The organism is Aquibium carbonis, from assembly GCF_003970795.1.
Taxonomy (GTDB): domain Bacteria; phylum Pseudomonadota; class Alphaproteobacteria; order Rhizobiales; family Rhizobiaceae; genus Aquibium; species Aquibium carbonis.
The window spans coordinates 99,084-121,229 of record NZ_RWKW01000002.1; the positions used below are offsets into that span (position 1 = coordinate 99,084).

Annotated in this window: 18 protein-coding genes; 9 read left to right on the plus strand and 9 right to left on the minus strand. The window is 63.9% G+C overall.

The features are described 5' to 3' along the window. Nucleotides 1-4 precede the first annotated feature (4 nt). Nucleotides 5-1,609 (minus strand): glycosyltransferase family 39 protein, encoded by a 1,605-nt coding sequence (locus EJC49_RS00915; RefSeq protein ID WP_126697568.1) that lies wholly within the window; start codon nt 1,607-1,609, stop codon nt 5-7. Between the two features lie 372 nt (nt 1,610-1,981). Here EJC49_RS00915 and EJC49_RS00920 point away from each other — a divergent pair, with 372 nt between their 5' ends. The 3 genes from EJC49_RS00920 (at nt 1,982) to EJC49_RS00930 (ending at nt 5,360) form a co-directional block, all read left to right on the plus strand. Next, nucleotides 1,982-2,746: a phosphatase PAP2 family protein gene (locus EJC49_RS00920; protein ID WP_126697569.1), complete on the plus strand. Its 765-nt coding sequence runs from the start codon at nt 1,982-1,984 to the stop codon at nt 2,744-2,746. Between the two features lie 97 nt (nt 2,747-2,843). Then, entirely contained in the window at nt 2,844-4,067 is a 1,224-nt protein-coding gene (locus EJC49_RS00925; RefSeq protein WP_126697570.1) for an argininosuccinate synthase, read from the plus strand. Between the two features lie 120 nt (nt 4,068-4,187). Then, entirely contained in the window at nt 4,188-5,360 is a 1,173-nt protein-coding gene (locus EJC49_RS00930; protein ID WP_126697571.1) for an MFS transporter, read from the plus strand. On the opposite strand, the gene EJC49_RS00935 is transcribed toward EJC49_RS00930, so the two are convergent. Next, nucleotides 5,255-6,232 (minus strand): LysR family transcriptional regulator, encoded by a 978-nt coding sequence (locus EJC49_RS00935; protein WP_126697572.1) that lies wholly within the window; start codon nt 6,230-6,232, stop codon nt 5,255-5,257. The genes EJC49_RS00930 and EJC49_RS00935 overlap by 106 nt on opposite strands. 102 nt (nt 6,233-6,334) lie before the next feature. Here EJC49_RS00935 and EJC49_RS00940 point away from each other — a divergent pair, with 102 nt between their 5' ends. Further along, entirely contained in the window at nt 6,335-7,294 is a 960-nt protein-coding gene (locus EJC49_RS00940) for an NAD-dependent epimerase/dehydratase family protein (RefSeq protein WP_126697573.1), read from the plus strand. 78 nt (nt 7,295-7,372) lie between these two features. Here the strand turns inward: EJC49_RS00940 and EJC49_RS00945 are convergent, their stop codons facing one another. The 6 genes from EJC49_RS00945 to EJC49_RS00970 all read right to left on the minus strand — a co-directional run bounded on the left by EJC49_RS00945 (nt 7,373) and on the right by EJC49_RS00970 (nt 15,488). After that, a complete protein-coding gene (locus EJC49_RS00945) occupies nt 7,373-7,531 on the minus strand; it encodes a DUF3309 family protein (protein ID WP_126697574.1) in 159 nt (52 codons plus the stop codon). 92 nt (nt 7,532-7,623) lie between these two features. Beyond that, nucleotides 7,624-10,800, minus strand: a complete 3,177-nt coding sequence (locus EJC49_RS00950; RefSeq protein ID WP_126697575.1) for an efflux RND transporter permease subunit — start codon at nt 10,798-10,800, stop codon at nt 7,624-7,626. A 16-nt stretch (nt 10,801-10,816) separates the two neighbouring features. Then, nucleotides 10,817-11,953, minus strand: a complete 1,137-nt coding sequence (locus EJC49_RS00955; RefSeq protein ID WP_342635332.1) for an efflux RND transporter periplasmic adaptor subunit — start codon at nt 11,951-11,953, stop codon at nt 10,817-10,819. A gap of 177 nt (nt 11,954-12,130) precedes the next feature. After that, on the minus strand, nt 12,131-12,751 hold the full coding sequence (locus EJC49_RS00960; protein WP_126697577.1) for a hypothetical protein: 621 nt from the start codon (nt 12,749-12,751) through the stop codon (nt 12,131-12,133). After that, nucleotides 12,748-15,024 (minus strand): xanthine dehydrogenase family protein molybdopterin-binding subunit, encoded by a 2,277-nt coding sequence (locus EJC49_RS00965; RefSeq protein WP_126697578.1) that lies wholly within the window; start codon nt 15,022-15,024, stop codon nt 12,748-12,750. Before EJC49_RS00965 ends, EJC49_RS00960 begins: the two co-directional genes overlap by 4 nt. A 2-nt stretch (nt 15,025-15,026) precedes the next feature. After that, on the minus strand, nt 15,027-15,488 hold the full coding sequence (locus tag EJC49_RS00970) for a (2Fe-2S)-binding protein (RefSeq protein WP_126697579.1): 462 nt from the start codon (nt 15,486-15,488) through the stop codon (nt 15,027-15,029). Nucleotides 15,489-15,607: 119 nt separating this feature from the next. Here EJC49_RS00970 and EJC49_RS00975 point away from each other — a divergent pair, with 119 nt between their 5' ends. The 5 genes from EJC49_RS00975 to EJC49_RS00995 all read left to right on the plus strand — a co-directional run bounded on the left by EJC49_RS00975 (nt 15,608) and on the right by EJC49_RS00995 (nt 20,838). After that, the gene (locus EJC49_RS00975) at nt 15,608-16,219 is read left to right on the plus strand and encodes a TetR/AcrR family transcriptional regulator (protein ID WP_126697693.1); all 612 of its coding nucleotides are present in this window, start codon (nt 15,608-15,610) and stop codon (nt 16,217-16,219) included. A 185-nt stretch (nt 16,220-16,404) separates the two neighbouring features. Continuing rightward, nucleotides 16,405-17,175, plus strand: coding sequence for a sulfite exporter TauE/SafE family protein (locus EJC49_RS00980; RefSeq protein WP_126697694.1), 771 nt, complete (start codon nt 16,405-16,407; stop codon nt 17,173-17,175). 85 nt (nt 17,176-17,260) lie between these two features. Next, nucleotides 17,261-18,454 carry an OpgC family protein gene (locus EJC49_RS00985; protein WP_126697580.1) on the plus strand — a complete coding sequence of 398 codons (1,194 nt, stop codon included), beginning with the start codon at nt 17,261-17,263 and terminating at the stop codon, nt 18,452-18,454. A gap of 100 nt (nt 18,455-18,554) precedes the next feature. Continuing rightward, nucleotides 18,555-20,195 (plus strand): acyl-CoA synthetase, encoded by a 1,641-nt coding sequence (locus tag EJC49_RS00990; protein ID WP_126697581.1) that lies wholly within the window; start codon nt 18,555-18,557, stop codon nt 20,193-20,195. A gap of 217 nt (nt 20,196-20,412) precedes the next feature. Beyond that, a complete protein-coding gene (locus EJC49_RS00995) occupies nt 20,413-20,838 on the plus strand; it encodes a hypothetical protein (protein ID WP_126697582.1) in 426 nt (141 codons plus the stop codon). A 100-nt stretch (nt 20,839-20,938) separates the two neighbouring features. Here the strand turns inward: EJC49_RS00995 and EJC49_RS01000 are convergent, their stop codons facing one another. Continuing rightward, nucleotides 20,939-21,649 (minus strand): outer membrane protein, encoded by a 711-nt coding sequence (locus EJC49_RS01000; protein ID WP_126697583.1) that lies wholly within the window; start codon nt 21,647-21,649, stop codon nt 20,939-20,941. Between the last annotated feature and the right edge of the window lie 497 nt (nt 21,650-22,146).

Below are 22,146 nucleotides of genomic sequence, written 5' to 3' on the forward strand. Positions count from 1 at the left end.
CTTCCTATTCGCAAAGCCTGGAGTCCAGCGGGAGTCGCTGGATCAGGAAGGTCGTCTGGCGGGTATGCGGCAAGAGCGGCGCCCACCAGTCGATCGTCAACTCTTCGTCGGGAAGGAGCGGCAGGCCGTTCTGCGCAAGACTGTCGGCAAGCCGGCTCTGGGCGCGCGAATCCGCCTGCCAGACCAGGAGACAATGATCGCTGGGTCGCGTCGGCGGGCGATAGGGATGATTGACCAACGTAAGGGTTCGCGCCCCGGGCACAGCTGCGCGCAAGTATCCTGCCTCCAGGGCCGAGTATCCCACCAATGTTGGCGACCGCCCGTATCGGGTTTCGATGGCGTCACCAAGTTGCTGATACGGGATACTGGGACGGCAGTTGCCGCATAACGCTTCGGAGGGCGCCATCCGGGACACGAGGTAGATGCCCGCGACGATTGCGGTGATCGTCACCGTTGCCGCCAGGAAGGACCTGAACGACCGTGCCGGCGGCGCAAAGCGGTCGAGCATCATGAGGAAAAAGAGCGGCGCGGCCAGCCAGACGCCATGCATGTAGCGGGATCGCAGTTGCGTGCTCCCGACACCGAAGGCCCAGATGATCATGGCCACCATGCTCACCACGAGCAAGAGGCCGAGGAGCTGGCGGAAGGAGTCGTCACGAGGGCCATCCGACTTCGATGGCAGGCCTTTCAGATAGAAGGAGCCGAGATAGACCGGCAGAAACGGGAGAAGATAACCAACGAAGGCTGCGGCCAGGGCGCCGGCCTTATCGACGAAGGAGTTTTCCCGTCCGGTCTGGACGACGCCGTCGACAGTCGTGAGGATGGTTCTCAGTTCACCCGCGTAGACAACCGCCAGGGCGATGAATGGCATGGCGGCAACGACCAGAGTCAGCAGGAAGCGTGGGTCGAGGAACACGCGCCTGTAGTCGCGCTGCAGAAGCGCGGCCGCAACGAGGGCACCGAAAAAGACGCCATAGGCATATTTGGCGAGCATGCCGATCACGAACAACAGGCCGAGCAGCACATAGGCAGCTGCCGTTGGGTTGCGCGCCAGCGAATGGATCGTCAGCAAGGTGGCGGCAATGACGACGATGTTGAGGTTGGTGTGCGTGAGAATGCGGTGACTGTCGTAGGCGACGACCCAGATCAGCGCCAGGGAGTAGACCGACAGCGCCTGCAACCGTGGATCCACGATGACGCGGCGAGCGAGTGCGTAGAGCAGCAAGGCGCAGGCGAACATCGAGCCGTAATTCAGGAGCGCCACCGAGGCGAGAGGCGACCCGATGAGCCGGTTCAGGCCATAGAGAAACCAATCGTACAGCGCGGGGTTGCGCGCCTGGTAGAACAGCTCGAGCGATTGGGCCTGGTAGATCTCCATTGCATCGTCGGTGCCGACGTTTGATCGCAGGGCCGTTGCAATGAACAGGAAAACCGCGGTCCAGAGGCCCGTGTAGAACAACACGCCGCTCCGACGCGCCCAGAACGGTAGCGCGGCGGGCCTTGTGGCCGGGTCGAGTTTCGGCACCGCAGGCTGCGTGGCCTGTTGCTCGGCGCTCCGAGCGCTGCCATCGGACCGTTCGAAGGCCGTTGCGTCAGGAAGAAGGGGCATGATGGCCGCTCTCGACTGCGTGAGGTCGCACTTCTCCTAGCCTTCTCTCGCACGCGGCGCTATGGCTATCCGCCGGTCAACATGGTTTCAGGTGTAACCGGAATCTTGTCTGGTTCAAGATTGAACCATCATCTGCTCGTCATCTAAAGACTCGACACTAAGCCAGGAATTGGCATCAGGGGGTGCCTGTTGTTAGATGGAAATGTCGCCAGGACGTTGAGTTCGCCTTCGGAATCCCACCCTCCCTCGCAAGACGAGAGACATACCTGGTTCCGACGCCTTGGATGTACCGCCGCGCGGGTCAACGAGCGCCTGCAGCGCGAACCGGTACGCTTTCTCGTTTACGGCCTGATCGCGACGAGCCTGGTGTTCATGATCATGCCATGGATCGACCTTGCGGTGACTGGCATGTTCGCGGCACCCGACGGCAGCTTCCCGCTTTCCCGCCACCCGCTGCTGATCTCCATCCGCGACGTGAACCGGGTGGTGCCCCAGTTGTTGCTTCCCGCCATGGGCGTCATCCTGTTCGTCCATGCCTTCATTCAAGGGATCAACTGGCTCCCACGTCCGCATCGCGCGCTCTTCGTGCTCGGCGTCTATGCCATCGGCTCGGGCCTCGTCGTCAGCGTTCTCAAGGAGATCGTCGAGCGGGCCAGGCCAGGCGATACGACCGTCTTCGGCGGGACCGCCCCCTACACCATCCCGTGGCAGCTCGCCGATGCCTGCGAGCGAAACTGCTCTTTCTCGAGTGGCGAAGCGGGATCCGCAGCCGCCTTGATGTCGGTCGTCGTGCTTGCGCCCGCACCGCTTCGTCCAATGCTCTTCTTGTTGCTGCTGCCCGCCGCCATCACCTTCTCGCTGCTGCGCGTCGCCTTCGGCAGGCACTTTCTCTCCGATGTCTTCGTATCCTGGCTGCTCATCGCGATCGTGGCGGTTCTGCTCTGGCGCTGGTTCAAGGCGAACGAGGGCAAGATCGACCGAGCGATCGTCGGCAGCGGCCTGCCGATCGCCAGGGCGGCAGACCGGGTCTTTCGCGTTTCCGCCGCGATCCGGGCGGTCCTGAGAGCACGTGCCGTCTATCAACCCGCGCTCACGGTCGCCGTGCATAGAGCCATGTCATGGCCGCGGCGGCGCTGAAGGCGCTCGATCTTGCCCGGCCGCGCTTTCCTGCTATTAGTTCCGGCGAATTCAACGGGCGCTGGAAGCGCCCTCTTCTCGAGCGACCGGCGGATCAATGACCAAGTGGAAAGACGTCAAGAAGGTCGTGCTCGCCTATTCGGGCGGGCTCGACACCTCCATCATCCTGAAGTGGCTGCAGACCGAACTCGGCGCCGAGGTGGTGACCTTCACGGCCGATCTGGGCCAGGGCGAGGAACTGGAGCCCGCGCGTCGCAAGGCGGAAATGCTTGGGATCAAGGAGATTTTCATCGAGGACGTGCGCGAGGAGTTCGTGCGCGACTTCGTGTTTCCGATGTTCCGTGCCAACGCCGTCTATGAAGGCGTCTATCTGCTCGGCACCTCGATCGCCCGGCCGCTGATCTCCAAGCATCTCGTCGAGATCGCCGAAAAGACCGGCGCCGACGCCATCGCGCACGGGGCGACAGGCAAGGGCAACGACCAGGTGCGCTTCGAGCTGTCGGCCTATGCGCTCAATCCAGACATCAAGATCATCGCACCCTGGCGCGATTGGTCCTTCAAGAGCCGCACAGACCTGCTCGACTTCGCCGAAAAGCACCAGATCCCGGTCGCCAAGGACAAGAAGGGTGAGGCGCCGTTTTCGGTCGACGCCAACCTGCTGCACTCCTCTTCCGAGGGCAAGGTGCTGGAGGATCCGGCGGTCGAGGCCCCCGAATATGTGCATATGCGCACCATCTCGCCTGAAGCGGCGCCCGATGTGGCGACCGTCATCAAGATTGGCTTCGAGCGCGGTGACGCGGTGTCGATCAACGGCGAGCGCATGAGCCCCGCGACCCTGCTGGCCAAGCTCAACGACTACGGCCGCGACAACGGCATCGGCCGCCTCGACCTCGTCGAAAACCGCTTCGTCGGCATGAAAAGCCGTGGTGTCTACGAGACGCCGGGCGGCACGATCCTGCTCGTGGCGCATCGCGCGATCGAGAGCATCACGCTCGACCGGGGTGCCGCGCATCTCAAGGACGAGTTGATGCCACGCTACGCGGAGCTGATCTACTACGGCTTCTGGTTCTCGCCCGAGCGCCAGATGCTGCAGGCCGCCATCGACCTGTCCCAGAAGGACGTCGAAGGCGAGGTGACGCTGAAGCTCTACAAGGGCAACGTGATGGTCATTGGCCGCGAGAGCTCGAAATCGCTCTATTCCGACAAGCTCGTCACGTTCGAGGACGACCAGGGCGCCTACGACCAGAAGGACGCTGCTGGCTTCATCAAGCTCAACGCGCTCAGGCTGCGGACACTGGCGGCGCGCAACCGCCGCGGCTGACCCACGTTCTTCGGGGCGGCTGGACCAAACGGTTCGGCCGCCTTTATCTTGGATCGTCGACTAAATCGATTAAAATTGCGTTTCCGTGGTTGGAGAGGTTGCCCGGTGAAGGATGTCCGCATGCAACAGGCGATCCGCGGCCGCTGGGCCGTTGCGGCCGTCTTTCTCGTCAACGGCTTCATCATCGGAAGCTGGGCGCCGCAAATCCCGGTCACCCGCGACCGCCTGGAGATCAGCGAGTTCTCGTTGGGGCTGCTTCTCCTCGGCTTCGGACTCGGCGCCCTCATTGCCATGCCCGCCTGTGGTTATCTCATCGGCCGCGTCGGGTCACGCACGACCGTTCGCATTTTCGGCCTCGCCAGCACGTTCGGCCTGCTCGTCGTGGCGCTGGCGCCCGGGATCTGGACTGCGGCGGCCGCGCTCGTGCTGCTCGGCGCGCTGATCGGCGGGACCGATGTGGCGATGAACGCCAATGCGGTCGAGGTCGAGAAGCAGTTGCGCCGCGCCATCATGTCGTCCTCGCACGGCTTCTGGAGCGTCGGCGGCTTCATCGGCGGTGGGGCCGGTGGCGCCGTCATCCAGGCGACCGACTACAGGGTTCACGCCGCCATCATCACAGCCATCGCACTGGCGGCCATGCTCGTGGCGGTTCGATACATGGTGACGGAGCCGCGACCTGAAGCTCACCTGCCGCATCGCTTCGCGCTGCCGCGCAACCCTGTGGTCTACCTGATCGGCTTGATCGCACTGTTCTCGATGATACCGGAAGGCGCAGTCCTCGACTGGGCGGCGATCTATCTTCGTGAGGAGCGAGGATCCGATCTCGCAACCGCAGGTCTGGGCTTTGCGGCCTTCTCCGGCACGATGGCATTGATGCGCTTCACCGGCGACAAGGTGCGCAACCGCTTCGGCGCCGTGCGCACCTTGCGAGCCTCGAGCCTGATTGCGGCCGCCGGCATGCTGGTGGCCGGTTTCTCGCAGGAGCCGTGGCTGGCCATCGCCGCTTTCGGCTTTGCCGGACTGGGCATCGCCAACATGGTTCCGATCGCCTTTTCCGCTGCCGGCAACCAGCCGGGCAGTTCCTCCGGCGCCTCGCTCAGCACGGTCACGCTGATGGGTTACTCGGGCATCCTCGTCGCTCCCTCCGCGATCGGATTCGTTGGAGAGCGTTTCGGCTTCGCCCCGGTCTACGTCGCCGTTTCCGTCCTTCTCGTTGTCGTGTGCCTGATGGCCGGCCTTGCCAAGGCTGCGGAATTCAACGCAGGCTCCGAAAGCGGCCGTCCTTCGCAGTAGCGCTTCAGGCTTTCCTGAAGAAAATCTGCCACCCGGCGGATCCGCACGCTCGACCGCAAATCCCGGTGCATGGCGATCCAGCACGGCAGGAGTGGGATCCGCAACTCCGGAAGGATGGCCTCCACCAGTGGTTCCCGGTCTACGATGGGCTGCTGCTGGAAGCTGATGCCGACCCCGGCTCGTGTGGATTCCCAGATGACCGCATGATGGTCGCAACGGACATGAAAGGCGTGACGGTCGATCTCGATCCCGGCACTGCGAAAGCCGTTGAGCATCTCCATGCCGCGATCGAACCCTATGATGGTGTGATGGAGCAACTCCGACACGTCACCTGGACGTCCGTGGCGGGCGATGTAGTTCGTCGCCGCGCAGGCGACGATCGGGATGTCGGCGACCTTCCGGGCGACGAGATCGAGTTGGGACGGCTCGACCATGCGTATGGCGATGTCGGCATCGCGACCGAGCAGGTTCTCGACGAGATTGGAGGCGACGATTTCGATCTCGATTCCGGGCTCCTCCGAAGTCAGACGCGCGAGGATGGACGGGAGAACGTAGATCGAGACCATCTCGCTTGCCGCGATTCGCACCGTCCCCGCCACTTCCTCGGTCGCGCCCAGCGCCAGACGGGAGAAGGCTTCGGCCTGCTCGCGCATCGCCTTCGCCCGGCCAAGCAGGTCCACGCCATGACTGGTCAGCTTGTATCCGGCCCGGCCCCTACGAAAGAGCGTTACGTCCAGCACCTGTTCGAGTTCGGCGATATGGCGGCCGAGCGTAGGCTGGCTGGCCCGCAACGTCCGCGCCGCCGCCGACAGGCTTCCCGTCTCGGCGACGGCCGCGAAGCTTCGGATCAGGTTCCAGTCGATATCCGCCATTATGTATTCATCTCTGAATAACTTGAATGCAGCTATAGCGCATTATCATTCAAATGCGAATGCACTACGTATCCCGCAGGCATTTCATTGCGGGAGATTTCCATGAAGACGATCGTGATTCTCGGCGCCGCCGGCCGGATTGGCGACGCCGCCAGCAGGGCTTTCGTCTCTGCAGGCTGGCGGGTCAAGGGCCTGGCGCGAGGGCGCAAGGGGGCCGAACTTCCCATCGACGTCGAGTGGCTCAAGGTCGATGCGACCGACCGCGGACGGCTCATTGAAGCCTGCTCCGGTGCGGATGTCGTGCTCAATGCGCTCAACCCCGAATACACGGAATGGGAGCAGAAGGTTCTTCCGATGGCGGAGAACGTCATCGCTGCCTGCGAAGCGACTGGCGCGACCCAGCTATTGCCCGGAAACGTCTACAATTTCGGCCATGGCGTGAGGCTTGGCATGGCCGAGGACATGCCCGATGCACCCTCCACGCCGAAGGCACGCATCCGCATCGCGATGGAAGACCTATTCCGCCAGCGCGCGCAACAGGCCGGCGTCCAGACGCTCGTGCTTCGCGCGGGAGATTTTTACGGCGGAAGAAAGCCGGGCAGCTGGCTCGATCTGCTCATCCTGTCGAAGCTGAAGAAGGATATCTTCACCTGGCCGGGTCCAATGGATGCGCCCCACGCCTTCGCCTACCTGCCCGATCTCGCGCGGGGTTTCGTAGCGCTGGCGGACAGGCGCCAAGACCTTGCGCCGTTCGACCGCTTCCATTTTGCCGGGCATACGCTGAGCGGATCGGAGATGCTCGCCGCAACCGAGAAGGCGCTGGGCCATGGGCTGCAGCGTCGGGGCGTGCCATGGGCGCTCTTCCGGGCGGGCGGCTTGTTCATGCCGATGCTGCGCGAAATCGCGACGATGTCCTATCTCTGGCAGACGCCGCATTCGCTGGATGGGCGAAAGTTCGCAACCGTGGTCGGGCCGCTGCCTTCGACCTCTCCGGTCGACGCAATCCGCCAGGCCATCGCCGACCTGTCGCTCGACCGCGCCCCGATCTCGAGCGCCGCCTGACCGGCACCTACCGAACATGGAAAAGGCCACCGGCGGCAGCGCCGGTGGCCTTTTGCGTGCTTTCCGTCGGATGCGTGGTCAGATTCGTCCCATCAGAACCAGAATGAGGAGCACGACGACGACGACGCCGAGGAGACCGGACGGGCCATATCCCCATCCGCGCGAATGAGGCCAGGCAGGAACGGCTCCGAGCAGGAGCAGAATCAGGATGATGATGAGAATGGTACCGAGCGTCATTGTTCAAGCCCTCCGTTTCAGCAGCAAAGATGCTGCCCGGAAATGCGCGGACGCCCGGTAGGTTCCATGTGTCGCCGTGTCGGGACGGAAGTCTACTCCGCAGCCTTGGGAAAACTCGCCCGCGCATCGATCCCCGCCTCTGCCGCAAGGTTCGCTTCTGTGGAACCACTCGTTGCCGGACGGCGCCAGGGGAACCAGCGAGCAAGCATTGCCGACAGCCGAGAATCATTGCTTCGGGTGACGATCATCAGGAGGGACGGCGTGACCACCAGGGTGAGCACGGTCGAGAAGGCGAGGCCGTAGACGATCGCACTGGAGAGCGCGATCCACCACTGAGTCGAAGGCGCGCCGTAAGTGGTCTCGTGGTTCATCAGCTCGAGATTGAGACCGAAAGCGATCGGCAAGACGCCGAGGATCGCGGTGACGGCGGTCAGAACCACCGGTCGCGCGCGTTCGCGGCAGGTCTGGAGCACGGCTTCCAGCTTGTCCATGCCGCTCTGGCGCAGCACGTCGTAGGTTTCGATCAGGACGATGTTGTTGTTCACGACGACACCCGCGAGCGCGATGATGCCGATGCCCGTCATGACCACACCGAATGGCTGGCCCATGATCATGAGGCCGAGGAACACGCCAATCGTCGACATGACCACCGCCGAAAGCACCAGGGCCACGGAAATGAAGCTGTTGAGAAGCGCCAGCAGCACGACGAAGATCAGGAAGATCGCCGCGCCGAAGGCCTTCGAAAGGAACTCGCCGGCTGCCCGCTGCTCCTCGTCCTCGCCGGCCAGCCGCCAGCGGATGCCCTGCTGGGCGAGATTCATGCCGTCCATGTTCGAGATCACCTGCTGACGCACCAGGTCGGCCTGAACGCCTTCGCGGATGCCGGCGGCGACGACCACCGTCCGGGTTCCGTCGATGCGGGTCAGCGTGCCGGTGCGCAAGGCAGGCTTGCGCTCGACGAAGTTGGAGATCGGAACGGCGCCGACGGCGGTCTGGACCCGAAGCTGGTCGAGTTCCGAAAGCGTGCGACGGTCTTCGGGAAGTCGCAGCCGGATGTCCACCGCGTCGTCCGAGCCGGCCGGACGATATTCGGTCAGCTTCAGTCCCGTCGTGACGAGTTGAACGACTGTGCCCACGGAGCCGGGCCCGATGCCGTATTGCGCCGCTCGGGTCCGATCGACCTGGAGCTCCCAGTCGATGCCGGGGGGCGGCAATCCATCCGATATGTCGATGACGTCCGGCACGCCCTGAAGCATCGCCGCGGTCTGGCGCGCCGCCTCGTCGAGGCCCGACGGATCGACGGCCGACAGCCTGAGCTGGATGGCCTTGCCGGTCGGCGGGCCACTTTCGGGGACGGAGACGGCGATGTCGGCGCCGGGAATGCCGGTCATGGCAACCCTCAGGTCGTCGAGGATCGCGTTGGCCGACTTGCGCTCGCGCCAGTCGACGAATTCGTACTGGATCACGCCGACCACGTCTTCGTCGAGCTGGACGCCGCCGCCCTGCACCTGGCCGACACGGGTGTAGACCGTCTCGATGCCGGGCCAGCCGAGGATGCGGCTCTCGGCCTGGCGTACGATCGCGTCCTGTTCCGCAAGCGAAAGATTGCCGCGGGCATGGACGTAGAGCAGCCCGTATTCCGGCTCCACGTTCGGGAAGAACTCCACGCCCTTGCCGTACTGGACGTAGGCGAAGGGCACGGCGACCAGCGCAGCCAGCGTCGCGAAGGTGACGATGAAGGGGTGGCGCACCGCACGACGCACGAAGCGCATATACCACCCGTCCCTGTAGGGCTCCTCGATCGTCGGCTTGGCGATCAGCGCCCCGATCGCTGGGGTGAAGATGAGGGCATAGATCATCGACGAGGACAGCGTCACGATCAGCGTGATCGGCATGTACTTCATGAACTCGCCGACGATACCCGGCCAGAAAAGCAGCGGCGAAAAGGCGGCGACGCGCGTCGCGGTTGCGGCGATAACCGGGCCGGCCATGCGACGGGCGGCAAGGGCAAAAGCTTCCCGCTTGTCCATGCCCTCCGACATGCGCCGTTCCGCGAACTCGGTGACGATGATGGCGTCGTCGACCAGCATGCCCACCGCCAGGATCAGCGCAAACAGGACGACGATGTTGACCGTGAACCCGGCCAGCGACAGCCACAGGATCCCCATCAGGAAGGACGCGGGTATCGCCATGCCGATGAGCATGGAGGCTCGGCCCGACAGCGAGTAGAGAATGACCACGAAGACCAGGATCACAGCGGTGAGGACACTGTTCTCCAGGTCACCGAGCAGCTGGCGGATGACGGTCGACTTGTCCTGGCTGAAGGATACGATCGCTCCCTCCGGCAAAAGCTGCTGAAACTCCGTTGCCGCCACCTTCACCGCATCGACCGTCTCGACCAGATTGGCGCCGGTGCGCTTGGACACCTCGATGGCGATCGCAGGCTTGCCGTCCAGGCGCGTGATCGTGACGGGATCCTTGAAAGTCGATCGGATGGTAGCGAGATCGCGAGCCCGAACGACGGCATCGCCACTCGCCACGATGGGCAGGTTGGCGACGTCCTCGACCGTCTCGATCAGCGCCGGCACCTTGACGGCATATCGGCCCTCTTCGCCCTGCATCTGCCCGGCGGCGACCAGCGAATTGCTGGCGCCCACGGCCCCGACCAGCTGGTCGAGCCGAAGATCGTAGGAGGAGAGCTTGACCGGGTCGATGATCACCTCGACGAGGTCGTCGCGCGCGCCCCGAAGCGCGGCATCGAGCACACCGGGCACTTCCTCGATCCGGTCACGCAGCGCACGTGCCGCAGTCGTCAGGGCGCGTTCCGGCACGTCGCCGGCAAGCGTGACCACCAGCACCGGAAACTCGGAGATGTTGACTTCGTTGACGCTGGGCTCGTCGACGCCTTGCGGCAGATCCTGCTTGGCATCCGAGACCTTGTTGCGAACGTCTTCGAGCGCCTTGTCGAGATCGGCGCCCGCCTGAAACTCGACCACCACGTTGCCGCCGCCCTGATAGGCGGTCGAGCGCATCTCCTTGACACCGGTGATCGACTTCAGTCGCGTCTCGACGGGTCGCAGCAAAAGCCGTTCGGAATCCTCGGGCGAAATGCCCTGATAGGACAGGCTCACATAGATGATGGGAATCTGGACGTCGGGCTCGGCTTCCTTGGGAATGCTGAGATAGGAGAGCGTCCCGGCGATCAGGAAGAACACCAAGATGGAGATCGTCAGACGCGCGTGGCGTATGGAATACTCGACAAGACCCATGGTCAGCGCGTGTCCGTCAGTTGGTCGTTCCGGTTGCTTCGCCGATCAGCCGGCGAACCGTCGCGGCGTCGGCTTCCACCGGGTTGACCGTGTCGCCCTCAGCGACGAGATCCTGTCCGGCCACGATGATGCGGGCATCTTTCGGCACGCCGCCGAGCACGAGGCCGGTCGGCGTGTCGTCGATCAGATCGATCGGAACGAAGCCGACCTTGTTGTCGGGGCCAACGATCCGGATCCCGAGATCGCCGGCCCCAGACAGCGTAACCACCGACCGCGGAAGGAACACCGCATCGACGGGGTCAGAACGCAAGGTGATCTCGGTGGTCATCCCAGCCGGAAACGACCGGTCGGGATTGGGGACCGAGACCTCGATTCCGTAGGTTCGTGTCTGCGGGGAGGCGTCGCGGCTGACATAGCGCAGCGTGCCCTGCGCGACGGCGCCGTTGACGAGACGGATCTCCGAGGCTTCGCCGATCCGCAGGCTCTCGAGGTCTCGCTCGTTGACCTGACCGACGGCGAGGATCGGATCGAGGTCCAGCACGATCGCGACCTGCGCGCTCTGTGCGATCGCGCTGCCCTCCTCCACCGAGACGCGATCGACGAGCCCGTCGAAAGGCGCGCGCAGCACGTAACGCTCGAGTTCGGCATTGGCGGAATCGAGCTGCGCTTGCGCGGTCGCGAGCGCCGCGCGCGCACCATCGAGTTGAAGTCGTGCGACATTGCCCGTCGTCGCGAGCCTTTCGGCGGCATTCAGTTCGGCCTGACGCTGCGCCAGGACGGCCGTCGCCATTTCCACGGCCGACCTCTTGTCTTCGCTGTCCAGCCGCATGACGATGTCGCCGGCCGACACCGATGAACCTTGCCGGACCGGGAGCTCTGCCACGATGCCCGCCGTACGTGCAGCCAGCGCCGAACGACGGTTCGCCTCGGTGGTGCCGGAAATGCGGATGGCGCGAGCGTGATCACGACGCGGCGGCGTCACCACGCCGACGGTGCGCACGACGCGCTGGTCGCTTACCGGCGCGCCCTCTGGCGCCGATACCGGGGGCTGGTTCTCGGACTGGGCACTGCCCACCGACGAGAATTCGCCGGTCAGGATCCAGGCGGTCGATGCGCCGAGGACGACCAGCGCCGCCAGCTTGTGAAAACGCATTCTCGGCATGTCCTGTCCCTGCGCGGCCTGCGCTCGCGGCGTCAAATGAAATCGCGCGTCGTCCGTATGTGGGGCGGTCGCCGATCCCGTTCAATCCGCAACCGCAGTCTTCATTTACGCGGCGGTATGTACTCCAAAGGTGCAGCGCAAAATAGTCAGTTTTATTGATCGGAACAGTCAATCGATCGGGCAAGGTGCTCCCGCAGCGCTCCACCGTTCGATGGCCGCGAAAGTCTCCTCTGCCGAACCCGGCGCAGGGTTTCGGCCGGGACCAGGAGCCCAGCCCCAGGCGACGAGCGCATCATCGCGCACATGCTCGGCGACCTCCGACAAGGTCCGACCTCCATTGCGCTCCGGATCCTTGATCTGGGCGCATATCTCGGCAGAACTCTTTCCGAACCAGGCCATCTCCACCGGCGCGAGATGCCACGAAGGAGCGCCCGGCGGCCCATGCAAGACGTTGGAATTGCTCTCGAAATGACACGTCATGCAACGCATCCCGGGATTGCCGAAGCCTGAGCCATCCGCACCTCGCTGCACGTTGAACGCATGGAACCGCGTTTCGCCATAGTGGGCTCCGGACCAGCGGGGATGGTCGTCGTCGACATGGCAGTTTGCGCAGCGCGGATGGGCGAAAACGTCGTGGATCGTTTGCCATTCCGCAAGCCCGACTGTCGGATCGACGAGCGTCGTTTCGGCCTGCGGGACCGTTTCGGGAGCCACCGGTGCCACCTCCTGCGCCAACGCCGCAGCGGCGAACAGGGTGGCAGCGATTGTCAGCAATATCGCGCGTCTCATGCGAAGGAGACCTCCTTCGACAAGGGCAACGAGCGGATGCGTTTGCCGGTCAGGGCATGGATCGCATTGGCGAGGGCGGGCATGGCCGGCGGCGTGCCGATTTCGCCAGCACCGCCCATCTTGTGGTAGTTTTCCAAGATCGCGACTTCGAAATCGGGGCATTGATGAATGCGCATGGCGTCGTGGTCATGGAAGTTCGACTGTTCGACCTTGCCGTCGGCGAAGGTCACCTCCTGGCTCATCGCTGCAGAGAGACCGTAGATGGCACCCGAAACGAGCTGCGCCTCGATGATGCCGGGGTCGAGCGCCGTGCCGACATCGGCGGCAATCCAGACCTTGTCGATCCTGAGGCCTGCTTCGGTCTGAGAGACCTGAACGACTTCCGCGACCCAGGACCCGAACGACAGGGTGAAGGCAAAGCCCTTGGCCGTTCCCTCCGGCGATGGCGCGCTCCAGTCGGACATCTCGGCCACTTTCTCGACCACAGCCAGCGCGGCCGGGTAGTCCTTCATGAGGCGACGACGCAGCTCGATCGGATCAAGTCCGCCCGCAACGGCGATCTCGTCCATGAAGCATTCGTGGAAGAAGCCGTTGAAGGAGTTTCCGACGGCGCGCCAGAAGCCTACCGGAACGCCTAGGTCCGCTTCGATCCCGGTGACCCGGTAGTTCGGTATCGTGTAGGGCTGGTTGCAGGCGCCGTCGACGATCGACTTGTCGGGTCCCACCGGCGAAATGGATGGAAAGGTACGGCGCAGGATTCCCGCGATCACCGAAGGTGAAGCAATGCGCATCTCGACTGCCTGCGGCAGTCCGTCAGCACCGAGACGCGCGCGAAAACGCCCGGCGGCGGCCGGTCGGTAGGTGTCGTGCCGAGTGTCTTCCTCGCGCGTCCAAGTCACTTTGACCGGACGGCCATCCGCTTCGCGGGCCAGCGCCGCCGCATACATGGAGTAATCCATTTCGCCGCGCCGGCCGAAACCGCCTCCAAGTGAGGTGGTGTGAACCCGGACATTCTCCGTTTCGACGCCGGCGACATCGGCGCAGAGCTGGCGCGTCATCGTCGGGAACTGATTCGGCGACCAGACGTCGAGAACGCCGTCCTTCAGTCTTGCCGTGGCGTTCATCGGCTCCATGCACATGTGGGCGAGGAACGGCACTTCGTATGTAGCTTCCACCAGTCGCTCGCCCGGCGCGCCGGCGAAGGCCGTGTCGACATTGCCGTCGTCGCGGGCTGAACTGCCGCCAGGTCGCGCAAGCGCCTCCGTCAGGCGCGCGCTCATCGCGGCACTGTCTGTCGGATAATCGGCCGCGCCCCACTCGACCTCGATCGCCTCTGCGGCCTTGAAGGCGGCCCAGGTATTCTGCGCGATGACGCCGAAGCCGCTGCCGTAGGTCGTGTCGATCGGCACGACCTTGACAACGCCTGGCATCGCCTGTGCTTTCGAGAGGTCCGCGTGCGTCGGCTTCTGCCAGAAGCGCGGGCTCATCCTGACCGTACCGAAGAGCATGTCCGGCTGCACGACGTCGACGCCGAAGATGGGGGCGCCGGTGACCTTGTCCAGCATGTCGACGCGCCTTTGCGGCTTGCCGAGCAGCTTCCAGTCTTCCGGCCGCTTCAGCACCACTCGAGACGGTGGGGCGATATCCGCCGCCGAGCGGGCAACCTCGCCATAGCTGACGGAACGACCGGACGCCCCATGCGTGATCCGGCCATCGCCGGTGGTCAGCTCGCGCTCGGACACGGCAAGCGACTTCGCAGCTGCGGACACCAGCATCTGGCGGGCGGCCGCACCCGCCTGCCGCATCCGGTCGAAGCCGTCACGCGTCGAGGAGGAACCGCCCGTACCCTGCAAGCCGAGCACCTTGCCGACGCCGCCCATGGCGCCCCGCATGATCTCGGCCATGATGCTCTCGTCATAGAAGGGGAATGGTCCTCCTTCCGCCAGCATCTCGGTGTTGTAATAGGCGTAGGATGCCGGGCCATGCTCGACGGTCACGGCTTCCAGCGGTACGTCCAGTTCCTCGGCCACCAGGGCCGCGAGCGTCGTGGAGATGCCCTGGCCCATTTCCGCGCGCGGCGCGATCACGGTGATGGTGTTGTCTTCCGCGATCTTCACATAGGGATTGAAGGTCGCCTCGCCCTCGGCGAGGTCACCCTCCAGCGGGTTGGGGTATGGACGGCGATAGTAGTAGTAGCCGACCGCAATGCCGCCGGTGACAGCAGCGGCGCCGATGAGAAAGACGCGACGGGTGATCTTGCCAAGGCTTGCCATGGTCAGGCCCTCGCCAGCTTGAGGGCGGCGGCGCGCTTGATGGCCGCCCGGATCTTCGGATAGGTGCCGCAGCGGCATAGATTGCCCGCCATGGCGTTGTCGATGTCCTCGTCCGTCGGGTTGTCGATCTCATCCAGCAGAGCCGTCGCGCTCATGATCTGTCCCGCCTGGCAATATCCGCATTGCGCGACCTGCTCGTCGAGCCACGCCTGCTGGACGGCGGACAGGGCGCCATCCCGCGACAGGCCTTCGATGGTGACGACATCGCCTTCCACGCCGCCGACCGGCAGCACGCAGGACCGTACAGGCGAGCCGTCGATCAGCACGGTGCAGGCACCACAGGCCGCGATGCCGCAGCCGAACTTCGGACCGAGGATACCGGCTAGATCCCGTAGCGCCCAAAGCAGCGGCATCTCCGGATCCGCGTCGATCTCCATCTGTTTACCGTCGACGGTCAGTCGCATGAGGGATACCCTTCGTTGTCGTCTCTCGCGATGGTGCTCTTTGGCGGAGCAGATTGCCCGACATCTTGACAAAATTCGTCATTTTGTCAACAAGTGGAATACAGTATCAGGAAATCGTGATGGACAGCCGTGCCGACCCGCCCGAAACGGACACCCGAGACGCCGAGAAGCGCACCCGCATCCTCGATGGCGCGGTGAAGGCGTTCCTCGCGTGCGGCTACCAGCGCACCACTATGGACGACATCGCGCGGGCAGCCGAGATGTCGAGACCGTCGCTCTATCTTCAGTTCCGCAACAAGGCCGACATCTACCGTGCGATCGCGATGGACATGGTCGACTGGTCGGTTGAGACCGTGCAGCAGGCGATGGCCCGCCAGGAGCCGCTGCCCGACAGGCTTCGCAACGCCCTGGAAAACGGTGTCTTTGCCTTGCATGATCGTTTCGGCGGATCACCGCATGCCGCAGCGATGATGGACATGAAGAGCAGTCTCGCGGGCGACTTGATCACCGAATGGAAAAACCGACTCTGCACGATCTTTACCGCGGCCATCGCCAAGGATGCACGCGAGGGGAACATAGAGCTGGCCGAACGCGACCTGTCGCCGGAAATCCTCGCCTCGCTGCTGCTCGACGGGCTCGAAGGGATCAAGATGCGTATCGCTGATCCCGACGAGCAGCGCCGCGCCGCGCGCGGGCTGGTTCGCGTGGTGGTGCTGGCACTGGAGCGATAGGCGGCGTCCGGTTCATCGCCGCCGAAACGACCTCCGTTCATGATACGGTCGTGAAGACGTACCGTCGCATGCCAGCAGGGAGGAGCGACGATCTCAGGCCTCGAAATCGGTTCACAGGGGTTAATTCGCCTCGCAATCGTGAGCCGGAGCGTCTATCGGTGCGCCTCCTCCACGTGATCCCCGCCATGGATGCCCTGCCCACCGATCCGCTGTTTTATGCTGCCGCAATTCCGGCAGTGATCCTCGTCGGTCTCGCCAAGGGCGGACTGGGGGGCGCGATGGGTTTTCTCGGCGTGCCCGTCATGGCGCTCGCGATCTCGCCGATCCAGGCAGCCGCGATCCTGTTACCGATCCTCGTCGTGATGGACATGGTTTCCCTCTGGTCCTGGCGCGGCCATTACCACCTGCCGACGCTCGCCGTGCTCCTGCCCGGCGCCCTCGTGGGTATCGGCCTTGGCTGGCTGACCGCCGCCGTCGTCACCCCCGACATGGTGCGGCTGATCCTGGGCGTCGTCACCACGCTCTTCGTCCTGCGTTGGCTCTGGCAGAAATACGCCCGTTCCGAGATGGCTGCCCCGCAGAGGCCGGTTCTCGGCGTCTTCTGGGGAACCATCAGCGGCTTCACCAGCTTCGTGGCGCATGCGGGCGGCCCGCCTTTCCAGGTCTACGTCCTGCCGCAGAAGCTTGCCCCCGCGCTCTATGTCGGCACCAGCGTCATCTACTTCGCCGTCGTCAACGCGGTGAAGCTCGTGCCCTATTTCGCTCTCGGACAGTTCGACACCGCGAACCTGACCGCGTCGGCGATCCTGTTGCCGTTAGCGCCGATCGCCACCCTGGCTGGTGCGTACATCGTCCGTCGCCTGAATGCCGACGTCTTCTACGGTTTGACCTATGCCACGGTCATGATCGTGGCCTTGAAGCTGCTGTGGGATGGAATTGCAGCCATGACCGGCTGACCGGCACCGCATTGCCCTGTCTGCGTAACGAACTGTGATTCGACGCGACGGAACTTCCGCCCGAATCAGTGCCTTTCTCCACGCCATGTCCCAGATGCCCAATCCACAGCGCGACACGCGCCTCGACGTTTTCCGCGCGCTGGCGCTGATCACGATCTACGTGAACCACGTTCCGGGCACGATCTACGAAAGCCTGACCCACAAGAACGCCGGATTCTCAGACGCGGCGGAGGCCTTCGTCCTGATCTCGGGCATCGCCGCCGGCTTTGCCTACGGGACGAAATTCGAGCCAGGCCGCCGGCTCCTGACCACGTTGCGCGCCTGGCGCCGTGCCGGCGTTCTCTATGTCGCGCACATGATGACCACGCTGGCCACGCTCGGCATTTTCGCAGGGGGTGCCATCTGGTTTGCGGAACCGTCGCTGATGGGGAAGATCAACATCCAGAGCCTCGTCGATGCGCCCGTCGAGGCACTGCTGGGACTCGTCACCCTCGGCCACCAGCTCGGGTATAACAACATCCTGTCGATGTACGCGGTCGTTCTCCTGATGCTGCCGGGTTTCCTGCTGCTCCTCCGTTTCGGCCTCGGCCCGCTGCTGGCCGTCTCCTTCGGGCTATGGCTTGCGGCCGGTTTGTGGCGAATAGGCCCGCCCAACTATCCAAACGAAGGGCTGTGGTTCCTGAACCCGCTGTCCTGGCAGTTCCTGTTCGTCATCGGCCTGGCGGGCGCGATCCACGTCAGGCGCGGCGGCACCATTCCCTTCATGCCTTGGCTGGCAGCCGTCGCGCTCGCCTGTGTTGTCGTCGCGTTTGCCTGGGTCCGCGTTCCGCTCTGGGGCATTGACGTGTCGATGGGCCTGCCGGCGGTCCTCACCGGCTTCGACAAGACCTTCCTGTCGGCACCGCGCCTGCTGCACGTGCTGGCCGCCGCCTACCTGATCGTGGCGATCACGCCGCTCAATGCGCTGGCGCGCACCGACCAGCGCAACCCGCTGGCCATCCTCGGCCGCCACGCCCTGCCGGTCTTCATTGCCGGCACGTTGTTGTCGATGGCGGCCCAGGTGTTGAAGTCCGTTTACGTCCCAAGCTTCGTCCTCGATACCGCTCTGATCATGGGGGGCATCGCGCTGCAATTCGCACTGGCGTTCTGGCTCGACTGGCTCGGCCGGCTCGAAAAGCACGTGGCCGCGCTGCCTCCCCTGTCGGCGAAGCAATCTTCCGCGCGCATCGGCGAAAAAGAACCGCGCGGGCTTGTCGTCGAGCCGTTGCAGGTTCGCTGAGACGGCTTGCGGCTGAAGAAGCCGTCGTCGGCCAACAGAATGCGTGCAATTCGCACTGCACATGAAATAGACTCCCGCGAAACGATTTCCGGGAGGATACATGCCGAACATCTACGACGAGGGTCTTGGTCGCAACGCCGCCAACCACCAGCCGCTGACACCGCTCACCTACCTGGAGCGCGCGGCGCGGACCTTCCCCGACCAGGTGGCGGTCATCCATGGCGCCTCCAGGCTCAGCTATGCCCGCTTCTACGAACGCACGCGTCGACTGGCCTCCGCGCTCGACGGCCGGGGCATCGGCAAGGGCGACACGGTGACGGTGATGCTGTCCAACACGCCCGCGATGCTGGAAGCGCATTTCGGCGTGCCGATGGTGAAGGCCGTCCTGCATTCGCTCAACACGCGCCTGGATGCGGCCGTGATCGCCTTCCAGCTCGACCATGCCGAGACGAAGGTGCTGATCGTCGACCGCGAGTTTTCCGGCGTCATGAAGGAGGCCCTGACGCTTGCCACCGTTCGCCCTCTGGTGATCGACTATGATGATCCAGAGTACCCCGCCGATGCGCCCTATCCAAAGGGCGAGCGGATCGGAACGCTCGACTTTGAAAGTTTCGTCCAGTCGGGCGATGCCGGATTCGAGTGGTCGATGCCGGACGACGAGTGGGACGCGATCTCGCTCAACTACACGTCCGGCACGACCGGAAATCCGAAAGGCGTGGTCTATCATCATCGCGGCGCGGCGCTGATGGCCTACTCGAACACCATCCATGCGGGCATGGGACGGCATCCGGTCTATCTCTGGACGCTGCCCATGTTCCACTGCAACGGCTGGTGCTTTCCATGGACACTCGCCGTGCAGGCCGGCACCCATGTCTGCCTGCGATGGGTGCGGCCCGGCGCCATGTACGAGGCCATCGCCGACCATGGCGTGACGCATCTGTGCGGCGCACCGATCGTCATGTCGACGCTCATCAATGCGACCGACGCCGACAAGCGTGAATTCTCGCAGACGGTCTGTTTCAACACGGCTGCCGCCCCGCCACCCGAAGCCGTGCTCGCCGGCATGGCCGATGCGGGCTTCCTGGTCACCCATCTTTATGGCCTGACCGAGACCTACGGACCCGCGGTCGTGAACGAATGGAAGAGCGAGTGGGATGCACTCGACAAGGATCCCCGCATGGCGAAGAAGGCGCGGCAGGGCGTGCGTTACGCCGCGCTCGACGGGTTGACCGTGATGGATCCGGCGACGATGACGCGCACGCCGGCCGATGGCGAGACCATCGGCGAGGTGATGTTCCGTGGCAACATCGTCATGAAAGGCTACCTGAAGAACCCCGCCGCCACGCAGGAGGCGCTGGCCGGCGGCTGGTTCCACTCCGGTGATCTCGGCGTCATGCATCCCGACGGCTATATCCAGTTGAAGGATCGCTCGAAGGACATCATCATTTCCGGCGGCGAGAACATCTCCTCCATCGAGGTGGAGGACGCGCTCTACAAACATCCGGCCGTCGCCTCCTGCGGCGTGGTAGCGCGACCGGACGAAAAGTGGGGCGAAACGCCTGTCGCCTACGTCGAGCTGAAGCCCGGCAGGCAGGCAACCGAAGACGAGATCATCGCGCACTGCCGCGCGCTGCTCGCCCGCTTCAAGGTTCCCAAGCAGGTGATCTTCGCCGAGATCCCGAAGACCAGCACCGGCAAGATCCAGAAGTTCCGGCTGCGCGACCTGGCAAGGGACCTCTGACCAACGCGGGCTCAGGGCGAAACAGCAAGGAAACCCTTCATGATGGCGGGCGATGCCAGCCGCGCCATCATGTTCGCTTTTTCAGCGCTGAGCGAAATACCTAACAGTTGCGAATTCGTCTTTCGGACAAACAGCGTCTCGACGCCGTGATGAAGCCTTTCGAGCCGAATCGAATGGTATCGCGGCCGAATGATCAAACAACGAAAGGCATACGCAAATGCAGGGCGCTGCACGCAATTTCTTCAGTCTCGCCATTCTCTACGCCATTGGCGGACTGGTCCTCGGTCTCCACATGTCGATCACCCACGACCACGGCCAGATGCCCGTCCATGCCCATGCGATGGTCGCCGGATGGCTCATGTCGTCAGTCTTCGCCTTCTTCTACCATCTGTTTCCGTTGGTCGGCCGATCGCGGCTGGCTACTGTCCATTTCTGGCTGCAGGGCGTGTCCGGCGTCGCGCTGGTCGTCGGCCTTTTCTTCCTGCTAGCGGGCAACACCAGCGTCGAGCCGGTGGTGGCGGTCTCGTCGATCGGCTTCTTCGCGGGCGTTCTGCTGTTCGCGGCGATCGCGCTTCCTGCGATCTGGCGCGAACCCGCACAGATGGAACGCCGCATCCCGGGATCGGCGCTTCAAGAATCGTGAAGGCATGACGAGCGGGGCCGGCTCACACGGCCCCGTTTCGTCGCCACAAACGAAAAGGGCCGCCCGAAGGCGACCCTGAAACCGTGCATGTGTGATCCGGTTACTGGCCGAAGCGCCACTTCAGCGCAGCGCCCACCGTGTGCAGTTCGCCCGAACCGGTGGCAACGACATTGCTTGCGAAGGCGTAGTCCTTGCTTCCCAGATCGGTGTATCGGTATTCGAGCGACGTGCTGATGTTGCGCGAAAGCCCGACCTCGACGCCGATGCCAGCGGTCCAGCCGACATGCATGTTGCTGTCGCTTGCATTCATCTGGCCGGATATGGATATCTCTGTGTCCGCAGCCGCCACGCCGGCGGTCACGTAAGGCATCACGTTATCGAAAGCGTAGCCGAGGCGTCCGCGCAGCGACCCCATCCACTTGATTTCCGCGCTGATATCGTCGGTATCGAACGCGATGCCCGCCCCGTCGATCCCCGACCAGGAAACGTCGCCCTCGACACCGAAAACCCAGGAGCCATGCTGGATGTTGTAGCCGAGATTGAGTCCGGCGAACGCACCATCGATGTCGAAGCTACCGGATGAGCCACCCCCGGCATTGGTTGTATAATCGGCGTCGCCCCAGCCATAGCCGGCCTGCGCGCCGACATAGAGTCCGGTCCAGTTGTACATGTCGGCCGGCATGGCCACCACCGGCTCATACACCACCGCGTCGGCCGCGTTCGCCGACGAGACATAGCCAGCCGCGAGCATGAGCGCGCCGATCGCCGAAGTCCGAACCAAATTCCGCATCATTCTCTCCTGTCGTTCCAATTGGATCTTGCTTAACACGACGACGCCGGCCCGGCGCGTTCATTCGACGAAATGGGCGAAGTTACGTCAGCACTGTGTTATTTTAGCTACATTGAAAGTAGGCGTACCAACGTGTGCCGGCCTTTCGGGGAACACGCCTACAAACAGGGCGGACCGATTTCGGCGAGAAAGAACGGGTCATGCCCTGGCCACGATGCCCCGTTCAGAAACGGCGCACCGAGTTTGTCACGGAGACGCACGGGCCAAGTAGAATTGCATTAAAATCGTGGGCTAAACCGATGAAGCCAAAAAGACCGGGTTTCCTTTGCTGCCTGTTAACCAAGCATTAGGCTTTACGGGCGTTTACTATGTTGATCCAGTCTTCTGGATACCCGTCGGGCGGCTGGGGCCACTCGGCTGGTGGCTTGGTGTTTGACTCCTGAGAGCCGCCTCGCGCGGCTCTTTTTTTCCGCGCGTCGCCGCCACTTTCTCGTCGTGTCCCCGCGCCCGCCCTGCGG

Excerpts from the sequence above, each read along its gene's own strand:
- EJC49_RS00920 (WP_126697569.1), top strand. The coding sequence starts at position 1,982 with ATGATCATGCCATGGATCGACCTTGCGGTGACTGGCATGTTCGCGGCA.
- EJC49_RS00990 (WP_126697581.1), top strand. The coding sequence starts at position 18,555 with ATGCCGAACATCTACGACGAGGGTCTTGGTCGCAACGCCGCCAACCAC.
- EJC49_RS00930 (WP_126697571.1), top strand. The coding sequence starts at position 4,188 with ATGCAACAGGCGATCCGCGGCCGCTGGGCCGTTGCGGCCGTCTTTCTC.
- EJC49_RS00955 (WP_342635332.1), bottom strand. The coding sequence starts at position 11,953 with ATGCGTTTTCACAAGCTGGCGGCGCTGGTCGTCCTCGGCGCATCGACC.
- EJC49_RS00970 (WP_126697579.1), bottom strand. The coding sequence starts at position 15,488 with ATGCGACTGACCGTCGACGGTAAACAGATGGAGATCGACGCGGATCCG.
- EJC49_RS00940 (WP_126697573.1), top strand. The coding sequence starts at position 6,335 with ATGAAGACGATCGTGATTCTCGGCGCCGCCGGCCGGATTGGCGACGCC.
- EJC49_RS00980 (WP_126697694.1), top strand. The coding sequence starts at position 16,405 with ATGGATGCCCTGCCCACCGATCCGCTGTTTTATGCTGCCGCAATTCCG.
- EJC49_RS00965 (WP_126697578.1), bottom strand. The coding sequence starts at position 15,024 with ATGGCAAGCCTTGGCAAGATCACCCGTCGCGTCTTTCTCATCGGCGCC.
- EJC49_RS00945 (WP_126697574.1), bottom strand. The coding sequence starts at position 7,531 with ATGACGCTCGGTACCATTCTCATCATCATCCTGATTCTGCTCCTGCTC.
- EJC49_RS00960 (WP_126697577.1), bottom strand. The coding sequence starts at position 12,751 with ATGAGACGCGCGATATTGCTGACAATCGCTGCCACCCTGTTCGCCGCT.
- EJC49_RS00915 (WP_126697568.1), bottom strand. The coding sequence starts at position 1,609 with ATGCCCCTTCTTCCTGACGCAACGGCCTTCGAACGGTCCGATGGCAGC.
- EJC49_RS00975 (WP_126697693.1), top strand. The coding sequence starts at position 15,608 with ATGGACAGCCGTGCCGACCCGCCCGAAACGGACACCCGAGACGCCGAG.
- EJC49_RS00950 (WP_126697575.1), bottom strand. The coding sequence starts at position 10,800 with ATGGGTCTTGTCGAGTATTCCATACGCCACGCGCGTCTGACGATCTCC.
- EJC49_RS00985 (WP_126697580.1), top strand. The coding sequence starts at position 17,261 with ATGTCCCAGATGCCCAATCCACAGCGCGACACGCGCCTCGACGTTTTC.
- EJC49_RS00995 (WP_126697582.1), top strand. The coding sequence starts at position 20,413 with ATGCAGGGCGCTGCACGCAATTTCTTCAGTCTCGCCATTCTCTACGCC.
- EJC49_RS00925 (WP_126697570.1), top strand. The coding sequence starts at position 2,844 with ATGACCAAGTGGAAAGACGTCAAGAAGGTCGTGCTCGCCTATTCGGGC.
- EJC49_RS00935 (WP_126697572.1), bottom strand. The coding sequence starts at position 6,232 with ATGGCGGATATCGACTGGAACCTGATCCGAAGCTTCGCGGCCGTCGCC.